General features: G+C 27.9%; 6 protein-coding genes and 1 tRNA gene. 3 read left to right on the top strand and 4 right to left on the bottom strand.

All coding sequences use genetic code 11. The annotated features are described in order from the left end of the window. Positions 1 to 426 precede the first annotated feature (426 nt). Positions 427 to 1,173 (top strand): ferredoxin--NADP(+) reductase, encoded by a 747-nt coding sequence (gene fpr / locus KTT71_RS00150; RefSeq protein WP_216782477.1) that lies wholly within the window; start codon positions 427 to 429, stop codon positions 1,171 to 1,173. A 1,103-nt stretch (positions 1,174 to 2,276) separates the two neighbouring features. Here fpr and tpiA read toward each other — a convergent pair. Then, positions 2,277 to 3,050, bottom strand: a complete 774-nt coding sequence (gene tpiA, locus KTT71_RS00155; protein ID WP_216782479.1) for a triose-phosphate isomerase — start codon at positions 3,048 to 3,050, stop codon at positions 2,277 to 2,279. 1,089 nt (positions 3,051 to 4,139) lie between these two features. Between tpiA and KTT71_RS00160 the strand changes: the two genes are divergently transcribed. Then, positions 4,140 to 4,215 (top strand) — tRNA-Trp (locus KTT71_RS00160). A 1,926-nt stretch (positions 4,216 to 6,141) separates the two neighbouring features. Here the strand turns inward: KTT71_RS00160 and rluD are convergent. Next, complete coding sequence (gene rluD, locus KTT71_RS00165; protein WP_216782480.1) at positions 6,142 to 7,119, bottom strand: 23S rRNA pseudouridine(1911/1915/1917) synthase RluD; 978 nt, start codon at positions 7,117 to 7,119, stop codon at positions 6,142 to 6,144. 2,928 nt (positions 7,120 to 10,047) lie between these two features. Between rluD and pheA the strand changes: the two genes are divergently transcribed. Further along, positions 10,048 to 11,196, top strand: coding sequence for a bifunctional chorismate mutase/prephenate dehydratase (gene pheA, locus KTT71_RS00170; protein ID WP_216782481.1), 1,149 nt, complete (start codon positions 10,048 to 10,050; stop codon positions 11,194 to 11,196). A gap of 1,204 nt (positions 11,197 to 12,400) precedes the next feature. On the opposite strand, the gene tyrA is transcribed toward pheA, so the two are convergent. After that, a complete protein-coding gene (tyrA, locus tag KTT71_RS00175) occupies positions 12,401 to 13,522 on the bottom strand; it encodes a bifunctional chorismate mutase/prephenate dehydrogenase (RefSeq protein WP_216782715.1) in 1,122 nt (373 codons plus the stop codon). Between the two features lie 1,689 nt (positions 13,523 to 15,211). Further along, positions 15,212 to 15,439, bottom strand: a complete 228-nt coding sequence (locus KTT71_RS00180; RefSeq protein ID WP_420885583.1) for an HU family DNA-binding protein — start codon at positions 15,437 to 15,439, stop codon at positions 15,212 to 15,214. Positions 15,440 to 16,288 lie beyond the last annotated feature (849 nt).

Genomic DNA, 16,288 nt, shown 5'->3' on the forward strand with positions numbered 1-16,288 from the left:
CTATAATGATACAAATAGTTATATTATTATAACCAAGATCATAAAATAATCTCCTAGATTACAAGTCTAAAGATATGACATTACATGTACATCATAAAATTATTTTGAAATATTCATTCATTAAATACATTTTTAAAGATATATACAACAGATACTTATACCATATCCACAGATCATATATTAATATGTTATGCCACACTTAAGAAAAGGTAAGAACATTTGATAATGTGCGATAGATGAATTAGATAACGTTCTTTCGATTCAAAAAAGCGCATGATTCTTGTCATAATAAACTACATGCGTAATTTAACTGTTTAATAATTACATTAGATATGCTTATTTATAATAAGATAGAATCTTATGTTATGTCGTGGACATAATTATAATATTGTGGCCGCACATATCATATTATCCGGAGTTTTAATTATGTCAGAATCAGTAACAGGCATCATTACTCAAGTGAGACACTGGACCCATCATTTGTTCAGCATTATAGTAGAAGCACCTATAAATCAGTTTAAAGCTGGGCAGTTTGCTAAAATATCTTTAGTTATAGATGGAAAACGAGTTCAGAGAGCTTACTCTTATGTAAATGCTCCTAGCAGTATTAAATTAGAATTTTATATTGTAGCTGTAAATAACGGTACACTAAGTACTCGCTTACGTACTATAAAGATCAATGATACTTTACAGATTAGCAAGGATGCTGCTGGATTTTTCGTGCTTGAAGAAGTTCCTGATTCTAAAAATCTGTGGATGCTAGCTACTGGTACTGGCATCGGACCATATTTATCTATTTTACAAGAAGGAAAAGATCTCCAGCGCTTTGAAAATATTGTATTGGTTCATGCAGTTCGTTTTGCTGAAGATTTAAGCTATCTTCCATTAATGCAAAATCTTCAGAAAAGATATCATGGTAAATTACATTTCCAGTGTGTTATAAGTCGAGGTAATCTTCTAAAAGATTTACCAGGACGAGTGCCTACTCTTATTCAAAATGGTGCTTTAGAATCTTCGGTGGGATTAACAATTGACAAGTTAGATAGTCATGTCATGCTCTGTGGTAATCCGCAAATGGTTCGTGACACCCAACAATTGCTTCAAGAAACTCGTGGAATGTCTAAGAACCTACGAAGTAGGCCTGGGCATATTACTAGTGAGAATTATTGGTAATAATACGATTAATCATATCGAATATATTGTATCAGAGATCCCTCTGTATTTATTATACTGCATTGAATTTAAAGACATCATGCATCTTGCCATTCATAAGGCACACTTTGATAAAAATTATTAGTATTTTCCGTATTATGTTAGTCTAAAAATATCTTTACATATGGTTCTGAATATTTTTTGTAATCTATATATGTCTTTCATTTGATATGTTTCATTTACATATTACTCTCTTTGATGCACATAACGCAGTTATAAACTTTTAAAAACGCTCTACATATTCATTAATTGTAGAACAACTAATTAAGCCTATTTATAACTTATATGCTTGTTATTAGATCAATTTTATTGATATGATTATAGAAATCTAAGATGTCATACCATTTATATGTATACTATATAGATTAGATAGATAAATTGTTCGTAACAATTATATATAATAGATTAATCCACTTATCTTTAAATATATACTAACTAACTTTCTGTTAGGGTAGCGTATTACTTAATTGACATCTTCTATAGGTAGACAGCATACAGTATTAATTTATAGCAAACATGATTTGTTGTAAAATTTACATTCTGCACACAATGTAAATTATTCTATATTAAAAGAGCTATTTATTGAGGATAAATAAGCATCTTGAATAATGTTTGTTATATCTATAAATAGGGCTGTAGTTGTATTTGCTAATAATGTATCATAAAAAATAAATATTATTTATTAAATATAAGTATATTTTGAAGTATTAACCTGCATGATATTAAGTCAGTATTTAATCTAGCTCTTGCTTTGTTTTGTAATATTAGCTTTAATAGCTATTAGAAAATTATCTGATAAATCAGAGTGGCTGTAGTTAATAGTGTTCATTGCAATTAACATTATCAATGTTGTATCCAAGCTTGAAGGAGATACGTTTATATTAAAATAGTGTATCCTTCACGATAAATCTCTCTTAAAGTAACGTTATTATTAATTAGTTTACTATAGTACATGTTGTGTAATGTCTAAAAGTTTAATGAACAAAATAATATATCCTCAGGATAATTTAAGTTAAGCTCTAAATACATAAATGTTCTCTTTTGCATGCAAAAGATACAGAATATTATAATGACGTCATATTATTTTTAGATGCAGCTTTAACGATCATGGCAAAGTTCTTCGCCTGTAAAGATGCACCTCCAACCAGTGCTCCATCAATATCTGGCTGAGCAAATAGTTTAGTAGCATTGGCGGAATTCACAGAACCACCGTACTGTATTATAACTTTGTTGGCTGCTTCATAACTGTATTGAGCAATATGCTCACGGATGAATTTATGCATAAATTGCGCTTGGTTTGGTGTAGCTGATGTACCAGTACCAATTGCCCATACTGGTTCATATGCGATAACAGCACTTTCAAGCATGCAAGAAACGTCCACGTTTTTTAAGACTACATCTAACTGTCGTTTGCATACTACTTGAGTATCTCCTGCATTTTTTTCCGCTTCTGTTTCACCAATACACATAATAGGGATCAATCCTGCTTCTTTAACTGCTATAAATTTCTCTGCAATTAAACTATCACTTTCCTTATGGAAAGTGCGTCGTTCTGAATGACCTATAATAATATATTTAACACCAATATCTTTTAGCATATGAGCTGAAGTTTCACCGGTGAAAGCACCTGTTTTATTGATATCAACATCCTGAGCCCCCAATGCGATACAAGAACCAGACAGGTTATCCGCAGCCTGGTCTAAATACACAGTAGGAGGAGCAATAGCAACATTACAATCTACTCCTATTAGCTCTTGACGTAGCTCGAGGATGAGCTGGTTAACCATTTGGTGGTTGCCATTTAGTTTCCAGTTTCCTACAACTAATGGTTGACGCATTTTATTTCTCCAATTTATAATAAATATGTCTAAAATATGCCTAGTAAGTATTTTTTGTCTTTCTTAAAGAAAGAAATCATATTTATACTAAAATATTTATTAAAACATTATATTATTTTGTATTTTCAATACATGTTGATTTAACTAATAAATATAATAAAAAATTTTTATTTCTTATTAGATGGATATCTTCTTGAGATATTATCTGCTATGACAGAAGTACAGTTCTTATTTAACTCCTTATATATTTTTAGGATATTTTAGCTCTGTACTCATTTATCAGCTATAAATAATTTTTGTAAAAGATATACATAATATGTTATGTCTTACAATAAAATTTGATATTTTCTTAGTTAAAAATGTACATTATCTGTAAATTTTTTAAAAAACTACTTTTAATAAATCAGAGAGATGATCTTGTTAGGAAACATGATGACTTTGTTTTTTATTTGTTTGAATAAGTAATAAGATAGCGACAGATTTAGTAAAGACTCTTGCATCTATTTTTGTGCGTAACATAATATTAGAGAAGCAAATGAATAGATAAAGGAATAGCATTCTACTATTTCTTTTTAAGTAAAATCAGACAGTTTCTTGCAATTTAGCATGCATTATATGACTTTTTATATTTAATTTGAGAGAAAAGAGATGGAATCTTCACTATTTTAATGCTTGATAATACTTACTTTTATGATCAATACTATTATAATTTTATTACAAACTAATACTCTTTAAGATAGCATGTATCTTAGTCTTAAAAGAAACACCAGATAGTATCTGTTGTATTTTTAAAATGTCGGAAAATATCATAATATTTATTACAGTATAAAAAAGATAACTACTGTTCATAAATAATTAATTATTATATACTGTCAAGTATATTATATACAACCTTGTTGTACAAGATGATTATTAGGACTATTATTGTTTTAGTACGAGGATATTATCCTAATATATTTGCAAGAGATGTCATAAATAGCAAATAACCTTGTTATTATAAACAGCAGATCATAGCATAACTTTATGCTGTTCTTGATCTTTTTAGGGAAAATAAATTTAATATATAAGAATTAATTTAGGAAATTATTTAGGGGCGTAGCTCAGTTGGTAGAGCATCGGTCTCCAAAACCGGGTGTCGTGAGTTCGAATCTCCCCGCCCCTGCCATATAAAATCCTAGCTAAGATTTAGGGTTTGTATTCCAAAATTTTTTGGATATTTATTTTGTGATTCAATATCTTAATTAGATATTATTAATACTCATTAAATATGCAATAATATAATAAACTATTTTGCTATTGATAGCTAGAATTTTCCTAAAAAAATTCTTTGACATACCTTATGTTAGAGAACGATTGCATAAAATTATTATTAGAATAGCCACTCCATTTCTGGCGTAATTTGTTCTATAATAATTTGCTAATCAAATGATAAATATTAAGAAAGGAATAAGTGCTTTTGTTATAGTTGTTATCAATTAGAAACTACTATAATGACATTTCTGTTTTATATTATAATTAAATTTAATTTAATATCTCTCTTTTAAAAAAAGAAAGCATGTATGTTATAATTTAATACTGAATCTACATTCACGCCTCTATACTGATTTTTATAAAATATAAGTTTGATAGAAGTAAATAAACTTATTATTTTAGTTCTCTTGATCTAGCAAGAAGTTCATTTGATCACCTTAGTAGTCGAACATAGTTCCTTTATGTAAAAATCTTCTTTTTCAGGTAGAGCAATACAGAAACCAAAATATTAATCGATTAATTATCTTTTAAAATAATGAGAGTATTTTATATCTAACGTATCATTGTTAGTATTTAACGGAATATTTTATGGAAACATGCCTTATCTCTTTTATTTGCATATTTTCAGATTCTAGAAGGCGATGTAGGAATATTTTGCATTATTAAACCCTTCAGGAAATATTCTTTATTATCAGCCCCCTCGGATCAGTATTGAGATATTAATTTCATTAAACAGCGAAATAGAGTAATATTGCTGTATTTAAATATCTTTAAGCATAAAGATATTTAAATCTTTATCATATGTAAGTGGAGATATGTGATATAATTAAATCTTTTTAAGAATGCTAGCATATAATATGATCCTATATTTCTATAGTACTATTATATATTGATTACTCAATAGAAGAGATATTATTTATTTATGTATTATCAATATAATTGAATGTCAACGCTTTTAGTATAAAAGTAATAATTACTATATAAATATTATCTTCCACCTTTCTTCTTGTGCTTAAAAATCTTGCTAAGATTAATGTCAGGAAATACAGAATACAATACAACTTTATGCTATTAAAATTATATCAATGAGATGAACTGCTCTTTGGCAAAGATATAATAAGTGCTCATTAATTAAAACAGTTTAATTCTAGAGGTGTAGAATTTTAGTTAATCATTAATTTTTAGTAAATATAATAATTAAATAGGTCAATTATTACAAGCATCAGCTAATTTAATCAGCCCAAATTAATTAAATATTAAATAATATATAAATTATTATACTCTACATTATTATCATACTAAGATTTTGGTTATTTCATGAAATATTAAATTTTTCTCTATGCTCCTACAATATACATATACTACATATCAATAGTATAAGATTTAGACCTCTTATCATATAGTTGATTAGGTTAATACTTTGTTCTAATTTTATCTGTGTAGATTAGAGATATGACTAAAAATATAATTATTAGTAATAATATTAATAATACTCTTTAAAGAAGAGCTTATTATTTTATAATATATATTATAATACTGTATGTTTATTTTTAAATCCTTTATTATTAAGGATTAGCTAGTATATAATTCCTGATTCAGAAATATTGTGTAAAATTATATTTATGTTAGATTATCTTTTTAGTAATTGAGAAATAATAGCAAATATTTCTTCTTCTAATATCAGGTATTAATATATCCTGAGTTTTATAAGGTAATTCGGAGATAAAATGAATGGAAATATGTAATATTATTACAATAAAATCACTTTATTTCCTCATATGTTGTTAATAGAAAGAGATGTTTAGAAAGATTAAAAAAATCTCCTAAAAGGAAGAAGAAATCACTTCTCCATAATTTTATCTTGCGATGATACCGTGTCAGCACGAAGCGCTCTAGTCAATTCAAGCATGTCGTGAGGTAATGGTGCAAACCATTCCATTTTAATACCAGTAATAGGATGGTTTAGGCGAAGAATTATTGAATGCAGCGCCTGACGTTTAAAATTAACTAAGTAAGGCATGATATTTTTGGATACCCCTCTAGGTATGCGTGGATTACAGAAGTATATACAATCCCCTACTAGTGGGTATCCTATATGTGCGAGATGCACGCGTATTTGATGAGTACGTCCAGTTTTCAAACGCAAACGCAATCGTGTATGCATACCGAACTGTTCTAGAATTCGATAGTAAGTTATAGCTGATCTACCGATGGGGTTCACGGTCATTTGCGTACGTTTTATAGAATGACGAGAAATAGGATGGGATATTATCCCATCTACTATGATTCTACCAATTGCTATGGCTTCATATTCACGCGTAATCTCAAAATTCTTTAAAGCTTTCACTAAATTAATATGAGCAATAATAGTTTTTGCCACTACCATTAAACCCGTGGTATTTTTATCTAATCGATGTACAATACCTGCTCTTGGTACGTTAATAATTGCTGGATAGTAATATAGTAGTGCGTTTAGCATAGTGCCATCAGGATTGCCAGCACCTGGATGTACAACAAAATTAGATTGTTTATTAATGACTAGAATATCACTATCTTCATAAACGATATTTAAAGGAATATTTTGTATCTTAGGCGAATTATTTTGAATTACTGTATTAATAATAATTTCTTCTCCACCTACTACTTTTTTTTGGGGCTTTACTATAATTTTTCCGTTGATTTTTATGCGTTCATCCAATATTAATTTTTTAATAATAGATCGTGAATAACTAGGAAATAGTTTGGTTAACGCCCGATCTAGACGATGACCAAACTGTGATTCCATCACTTTTGATGTTAGTTCTAGTTGTTTTACCATGTGTTTTTCTTTAATTTTTATTTTCTTAACTTTGGGGTCAAAATATACAACGAGGTGTTACTGAGGATCTGAGCATATTATTTCTTTGATGACAGTATAATACCCTCAAAATTAACGGGCATACTATATCTATCTATCATTTTTTATGCTTAATAATTCAGATGATCATTTTGATTCTAGATATTTATTATAAGTAATACACTATTTTATAAAATTTATGCAAGGTTTGTAAAAATTGCAGATAAAATATGGAAATTGTTACTATCCAAGTTCATTAGAGAAAATAGCTATCATTTGCATGAGTTATTTAGGATATTTAATAATTTATTTTATTCTTAATTTATTTTTTAAAACGAATAAGTGAATACATGTTAACTAGATAGGTGACCATTGACTCCACAAAATATATTACATAACTATTTAATAGAAAAATATTTTGTTCATAGTTTTTAGTTTCAATTATCATAAAATCATCCTAGTAGTACTTCTTGTCTACTTCTTTAACATTCTATCATCTAATGCAGAACTGCTGTAATCAATATTGCCTCTTATTATATCAAGAAGAATGCCTGGTGCTATTCAAAATAGATAAGAGTTATCACACTAATTTTAATAAATTCATTAGCTTTTATTGACAATAATTTTGTAGTACCTCCTTAGAAAATAACAGGCATACAGTTTAGTGGTAATTTGTTATTTTATCTAAAATAGATATAGTATTAAACATTGTTAATCATACCATATATAATGTATAATGAAAATATTTTCTTAGGAGGAGGTAAGTATAAATATTCTATTTGTTCGAGTATGCTGCTAGATATTTTGATGTTTTCAATCCTAGTGCAACCTCTTCATATATAGATATAAATTAAAGCATAATATCATAAATTATTGTTTGTAATAAATCTTTAAAGATCATTGCTTGGTCTTGATATGCTTAATTGTGTTTTATTGTTAAAAAGGAGAGTATATTATTCAGTGAATAATAGATTACTTTTTATTTTTCTATATAAATCAGTAATCTATGCATAATTTAGGTATCGTTTTAAACGATACCTAAGGTTTAAACTACGCTAAATAATTTGCTGAACTACTGATCAATAATTTTTGATCACAGCTCTCTTCAATCGATAAAAGTGCTCAAGATATTTGCGACCGCATGAAGCATATACTTTAAGTGATATTCTACTTAAGGTATATTGCTTGATTTATTATTCATTACCCTAACGTGAATAACATATGTTTTAAAATAAATTAATTGAGTAAGCTAGTTCAAAAAAATCATATAAAGTATGATCGTAAATAAAATTCTTATAGAAGAGTCGTATTATTATAGTTGATTTTATACTTAAATTATTGTTGAAAATTTGAGAAATAATATCTTATATTTATCACTGATCACAAAGAAAAATTGTATTGTGTTATTAGTTATGTGAGTTCATGTGAATTAATGATACTATAGTTATTATTTTAATCGATATTTGTATGTTAAGCAGTAATCAGCAAACAAGATTCATGACCTAAATTTGGTGTATAGCCAGATTTCTTGTTTAGATTTTGGAATCCATATATAAGCATATATTAATTATATATACAATAATGATATTTTATTATTATTATTTAATAGAAATAAATCAGATCATTATTAGGTATTAATAAGCATGATATATAATTAAGATGATGTTTATAATCCTGCCATAGAAATAATTTTGTTAGTTCTACTTTACTTCTATTAATCAATAGAAGTAAAGTACTGCACGAGTCTTCTTGTGCTGTGGGGAAGGAGACATTAGCAGGGTGTTTGATTTTTTGTTATGATCTATTAATGTACTATTAATATATATGCTGTTAGTGCTTGTCTTCTCCTTTCTCAAGAGACCTTCAGCTCGTTATTACTGATAATCATTAAAATGTTTACTTAGTTGATGTATATGTATTGTGCCACTCATACTCAATAATCTTATTCTTAAATCTTATTCTTACTCATTGACTAAAGAGTCGCATAATGATGAATATACTAGATAGTCATCTAAAAATAGAATGATGAGTTACTATGGAAACATAGCTAATACAATATATGCTTCATGAAAGACTATCATCTATTTACAGTGTATCTCATTAAAGTAACATATCCATAATTACACATAAAATTAGGCCTTCAAGAAGGTTAATCTGAAATTCATAAAAATTATATTTATTGAGCCTTGCAGAATAAAAATAATAGCGTTATTTATCTTAATAAGAGAATGATAGTATTCATGATATATTATGACCCTATTTTAAAATAGTATTCTTCTCAAATTTACTCAAATGCACAAACTGAATCGTATTTATTATTTAAATGTCATTAATAAATCACTACTATTAAATACTGCCATGCATAAACATATTAAATAATATCTTAAGTACAAAAATATTTTGCATGCATATAGTGAATCTAGATTTTTATATTGCATAACAATATTCATCTAACATAATATATAGTTATCTGTTTCCAAGAGGTATCAAAAACTTATGGAGATGACCTATCAATGCACTAATGATAAAGATATAATTTTAGTGATAATATAGATGCATAAATATAAAAAGAGTGTAGCTACCAATATTCAGGCTATAAGAAATAAGATGCAGGAGATATAGATAAATGATTTGATGATTGACTAATGTGGCTAAGAGATTAGTGTAGAGTTGACAAGAGAAAAATAACAGAGATAAATGAACTAGTAAATTCATGTAGATCAGTACTGCACAACTATTACATAATCTTTATAATCTACGTGCGCTTACTATATCTTAATAAAGTAAAGAGTATTGCCCGTACCTTGAAAATATTCAAAAAATATGATATCCCCATAAGATAGATATGAATTTTTCATTTTTATTCCTATGCGATAACACAATCATATCCAATGTAAAGAAAGGATATATATGAATCTAGATAACCCATTATTAATATTACGCAATCAGATTAGTGCTATTGATAGCAAATTAATTTCACTATTGAGCGAGCGTCGCTCACTTGCAGAAGCTGTAGCCCATGCCAAAGAAAAAATTAATCATCCTATTAAAGATAAAGAGCGGGAGCGTGAGTTACTTGCTTCATTGATAGAGCAAGGTAAAGAGCTCAATCTTGATGGTTATTATGTTACTCGTCTATTTAAGACTATTATTGAAGATTCTGTATTAACTCAACAGGCATTACTGCAGAATAAATTGAATAACATAAGACAGTCAGCTCGAATCGCTTTTCTTGGTCCTAAGGGCTCTTATTCTCATATTGCAGCACGTCAATATGCAAGTCGAAATTTCGAGCATCTTATTGAATATAGTTGTCATAATTTTCAAGATATCTGCACTCATGTTGAAACTGATCAAGCGGACTTTGCTATATTGCCTATTGAAAACACTAGTTCCGGTGCTATTAATGAAGTTTATGATCTTTTGCAACATACTAGCTTATCGATTGTAGGGGAATTAACGATACCTATAGAGCACTGCATTTTAGTATCCTGTGATACAAAACTTATGAATATTCAAACAGTTTATAGTCATCCCCAACCATTTCAGCAGTGCAGTCAGTTCCTAAATTCCTTTCCAACCTGGAAATTTGAATATTGCGAGAGCACTGCAGCAGCTATGAAAAAAATATCATTACTTAATTCTCCTAATGCTGCAGCTCTTGGTAGCGAAGCTGGAGGATTGCTATACAGCTTGCATGCTTTAGAAAAAGAAATAGCAAATCAACAGCAAAATATCACTCGTTTTATTGTTTTGTCGCAGAAACCAATTGAGGTGACTCATCAAATTCCAGCTAAAACTACATTAATTATGGCAACTGGACAACAGTCTGGTGCACTTGTTGAGGCTTTATTAGTTTTTCGTGAACACAATATAGTTATAACTAAACTGGAATCTCGTCCTATTAATGGTAATCCTTGGGAGGAGATGTTTTATTTGGATGTGCAGATTAATGTAACCGACGTAGCAATGAAATCTGCTTTAAAAGCTTTAGAAGATATTACGCGTTCACAAAAAATATTGGGATGTTATCCAAGCGAAAATTTAATCCCAGTTTAATAAGAAAGAAATAACAATTTGTAGTTGCAGATCTGAGATATTTATATACATTGCTGCTAATAAAGCATTAGAATATTAATGTCGCCTATCTTAAAAAATTAAGTAAATTTTCCCTGAGGTTAATATTAACCTCAGAGTCAGCAGATAATATTAAACATTATCCTTATATTATCATTATATTACATGCGCTTGTTCAGTAATATTGTTTGTATATAACATAATAAAAAAGGGGGATCAATAGATTTTCTTTATAAAATAATTCATTATGTATTATTCATACTCTAATGAACTCTGCAGGTACTGTTTGAAAGAAGCATATTTATATAAATTATTCCTCTTATAATGTTCTATTTTCTTTTTTAGTTAGAGAATAAATATTCTATTGAGTATCCATGTTATTTTATAATCGTTATTGCTTTAATATTATTATATAGTATCTGGTATTATCTTTTTATATTGATATTATCTTATTATATTTTTTTAGTAGTAATAAATGCCTGCATGATTACATACGAGCTTATAAGTATAAATTTATTAAACATAACATATGTAAATATTAATATCTCTAAATTATCTCTGGTTGGAGCATCTGCTGCATAGATAATTTATGATAATACTCTCTTGTCTAATGATTTTATATTAGGAGTAGTATGTATTATTTTATTTTATCCATCAATTTTTACATCACACCAAAATTTATATAGTTTGCTTCTTAAATTACGCATATAATTTTTCTTAGTAAATATCTTTATTCTTGTGATATTAATATTATATTTCTAGTTACTGAGAAGGAATAATATAGTTTTAGAAAACTTACAAAAGAATTTTATTGCAAAGTTTCTAGAATAGATTGAAGAGCTTATTAGCGTTTTGCTGACATAGATAATGATCACTAAATTTTTATTCTTAAACATAATCTATATAAAAAAATTTTTTACTTATGTTTTTAGAATCTTTATATTATTATTCAATAAGTACAATACTCGTATTAAAATAAGTTGATTAATAAATAGGATCAATATTATAGTTTCTAGTGAAATTCCTTTTCGATATTATATAAGATAAATTATTCTAGCAATTTATTAAATAAAATTTCAGGATCTACCTGAATAAATAAATAATTAATTATACCCTCAAGCCATCTTTAAAGTGGCACATCTATATCCTTTGGATCTTTATTTAATTTTGTATGCTTATTGCTTATTCATTTACTGCGATTCTGTATCTGATATAACAGATACCTGCTTTCATCTTGAAATTGTTGAGCATAATCTCCAAACCATTGCTTTACTCTTTGAAAGTTATCAGTAAAAGCATCTTTATCATGGTTTTCTAGCAATGAGATTGCTTTTCCAAAACGCTTATAATAGCGTTTTATGAGTGCTAAGTTATTTTCAGAAGACATGATAATATCTGCATATAGTTGCGAATCTTGTGCAAACAAACGACCAACCATTATTAGTTCTAGACGATAAATAGGAGATGATAGGGAAAGTAGCTGCCTAAGTTTTATGTTCTCTTCGGATAGATGTAGACCATATACAAAAATGGCGAAATGTCTAAGTGCCTGAATAAATGCCATGTATGCATCATGCTCAACTGGGTTAATTAAATATGTTTCGGCGCCCCAAGCCTGTATCTGATCAAGAAACCATTGATACTTATGAGGCTCTCGACCATCGCAATATACCACAACTTGTTTGCTAAAACTAACTACATCTGGGCCAAACATTGGGTGTAAGCCCAATACGGGACCTATATGTGCTGCTAGCATCGCCTGCAATGGTTGCTTTTTTACCGAACTTAAATCTACGAGAATGCAATCGACAGGCAGTTTTGGTAGATTAGCAATTACCTGTGTAGCTCGATGTATTGTAACACTAACAATAACCATACCAGCATCTGCACATAATAACTCTGCGTTATGCCAATCTTCCTGTTCAAAAATGCGTACTTCATAACCAGAATCTTCTAACATTTTTTTAAATAGACACCCCATCTGACCGCGCCCTCCGACAATTACTATAGGACGCAAATTAGGATTCAGTTTTGTTAATCCTGTATTATTTGAATAATCATGGGATTCGCTTATCAGTAGACGTAACATTTCTTCTATTAGATCCGGTGATATACCTATATTTTGAGCCTTTTGCCAGAGAGATGATAGTATTACTGTTTCATGTTTAGGACAACAAATAGATACCTCATTTGAACTTTTCATTTTTTTAAGATCTGCCGCTAGTTGTAGACGGAGAGTGAGCAAATCTATTATATTATTATCTATTTCATCTATTTTATCACGCAATTTAGTGAATTTATGCATTATCTTTCTTCTCCTGCGCTGCGGACTGCTTAGTCCCTACTAAGATTTCATGTATAGCAAATGCATAAAATCACTATCTGTCCGTAGATCATATTGTTTCCTGATGCAATACTAAATTTCTTTGTATCTTTGTTATATAGCTTCTATGTACTTGACAAGTATTACTTGTATAATCTTGTGAAGAATAGGATAATTTTATAGCTATTTTCTTGATACAGTGTTAGTTACTTAAAACTAAATGATATCTTTAGTATCTATCTTATTAATCTCAATTCATAGTATAAGTTTTATATATTAAATATTTTTAGATGTGTTTTTGAGTGTAGATTATGAAGGTTTTTATGAATGGATATAAATATTTATAATCCAGTTAATGAATATCTAGCGTGATGCAGTATTTCCTGGAAATTTTAGGTATCTTTATTTTTTAAATTAATGTAATGCATTGAAATTTGATAAATAAATATAGAGAGATCTCTCATGGAACTTAGATCCTAGATGATATCTTAGAACTGATTTAAATACTGTTAAAGATAATTTTTCTGATTATAATCAGAATATATAGGGAAACCTATATATTCTATGTAATAAAATTATATGTATAAATGTACAAAAATAATAATCTTTTACAATAATTGTATAAATTAAAATCAGATATTAATTTCAAAATGCTAAATTTATTCTATAAGAGACATAGGTAATGAATAATCACTTGGTATTCAGAATAAGAGTTATAACAAAATCCGTAACTAACTCCATATTTAGGGATTTCCAGGAATATTGTGTAATGTATAGAACTTATTGGTTTTCTCTATGTTTTCTGCTAGATTGATATATATTTTGGATTTATAATCCTAATTATATCGTAGTAGAAACTATATTATTTATTCGGCATTGTTAATAATGCAAATGATTTATGAAAAAATTAAATTATACATAATATATCATAATATTTATACAATATCAAGCAAAAAGTTGCATTTACTTTTACAAAATTTTCATGTTTTTGGAAGTATTAGCGCATGATTATGTAATATCATCCCTGTGATTGATAGAATAACTAATATTAATCTGCGGTTATACATTGTTGATGAATTAATATAGATATATTACATCTGTTAATCGATATATTTAAAGATTTTTTAAATTATCTCGAACAAGTACCTCAGGGTATTACAGAATAACTTCTGCAAAAACATTATTCTTTACTTCTTAATATTTATATATAATAATTACATTGGCATCCCGTAATGCTATTTACGCATAACATGCTATTTTTGCTAAATAAATATTTTAATATATTTGAGCGTATTATATCAGTATACTATTTTAGTAATATCTGCATCTTATTCTATATTTTGTATGATATTTTGTAAATAAACTTGCCATGATTACTCTTAGAATTATGTTTAGTAGCCAATTTATTAACGTATCTGTTCAGCTCAAAACTTTTAGAGTATTTTATATTATTTCATGTTCTTGATATTGCAATTATATTATGCTCATTTTTAGCATTCTTGTAAACATATTACAATATAAACTGTACGTAGTGGCAGCGAAACCTATCTAACATGCAACTAAATAGTTTGCTATAACTTATACTAACTAGTCAGTCACAAAACTGTGGTAATATATTTCACAGAAAAGCTGTATTTATCTGTATTTTATCTAACTAGGTCTTTCCTAATTTTACTAGGAATAAATGCGGGTATATTTGCTGCTATAATTTTTAATTCTCATACCAGTCTGTGAGTTGCGATCGGCACGCTCCTTACAATTATTAACTTTAAAAATACCGAAACCAATGAATTCTACAGTATTACCTACTTTCAGAAATTCCGTAATCATTTTCAGTATGGACTCTAGAGCTAATTTTGATTTTATTTTAGATAAGTTAGATTTTTTAGCAATATTATTAATTAGTTATGCTTTATTCATTATTCATCCTTGCATTCTATTGATCGTCGGAAAAAGTATATAGTGTGCAGGAATATTACCGATTCATAGCACTGCATAAGTTTATGTCTATTCTGTTCTATCACAGATATAAACTTTAACATCATTGAATTAATATATTTAGAGCTCATATGTGCATTTTGCTTCCTTGTTGAGATAAATTTAAACACTATCATTAAAATAATATTTAGTTGGATCAAATTTAAATAGTGTAATTATTTGCATAATACGTTCTTTCTAATGAATGATTATCGCGAGAACATTCATGTGTTATTAATTATCTATTGTTTTCTATCCTGAAAATTTTTCCAAGTAATATAATAACTGTTATATATCATATTGATGATATCAATGATACGCAATAATGTCTTATATACTTTGCTCTATTTATAGATATGTTATTATAAAAGTTATCAAAAATATTTTCACTAGAGGCATGTATCAATAGTACGTAAAGTTATAAGTATCACATGTTTGTTAATCTATATTCTTGCTGCTTAAATGTTTGTTTATTGATTAGTATAACTTATGATAGCGTTTATTTTTAGAAACTGTATCAACTTCAATCATCTATGATCAAATAAAAATATTTTTTCTTAAAAAGATCTAGTAGTATTAACTCAGCTTCATGCGTATTATTTACGAATCTTAGAAGGTGTAATTCTGGCCTTAATATATAAGCATCTGCTCATGTTTAATTCGTGCACAATAATTTTGTGTGTAGCACTGCTAGATAAAGTTATTTTTAAATTATGATTTTACTATCTGTATTTTGAGGTAAAAGGTCCCTGTAGGTATAGCAATTACAGTGAT

Origin of the sequence: Candidatus Profftia tarda (assembly GCF_904848675.1) — a bacterium.
Classification (GTDB): Bacteria; Pseudomonadota; Gammaproteobacteria; order Enterobacterales; family Enterobacteriaceae; genus Profftia; species Profftia tarda.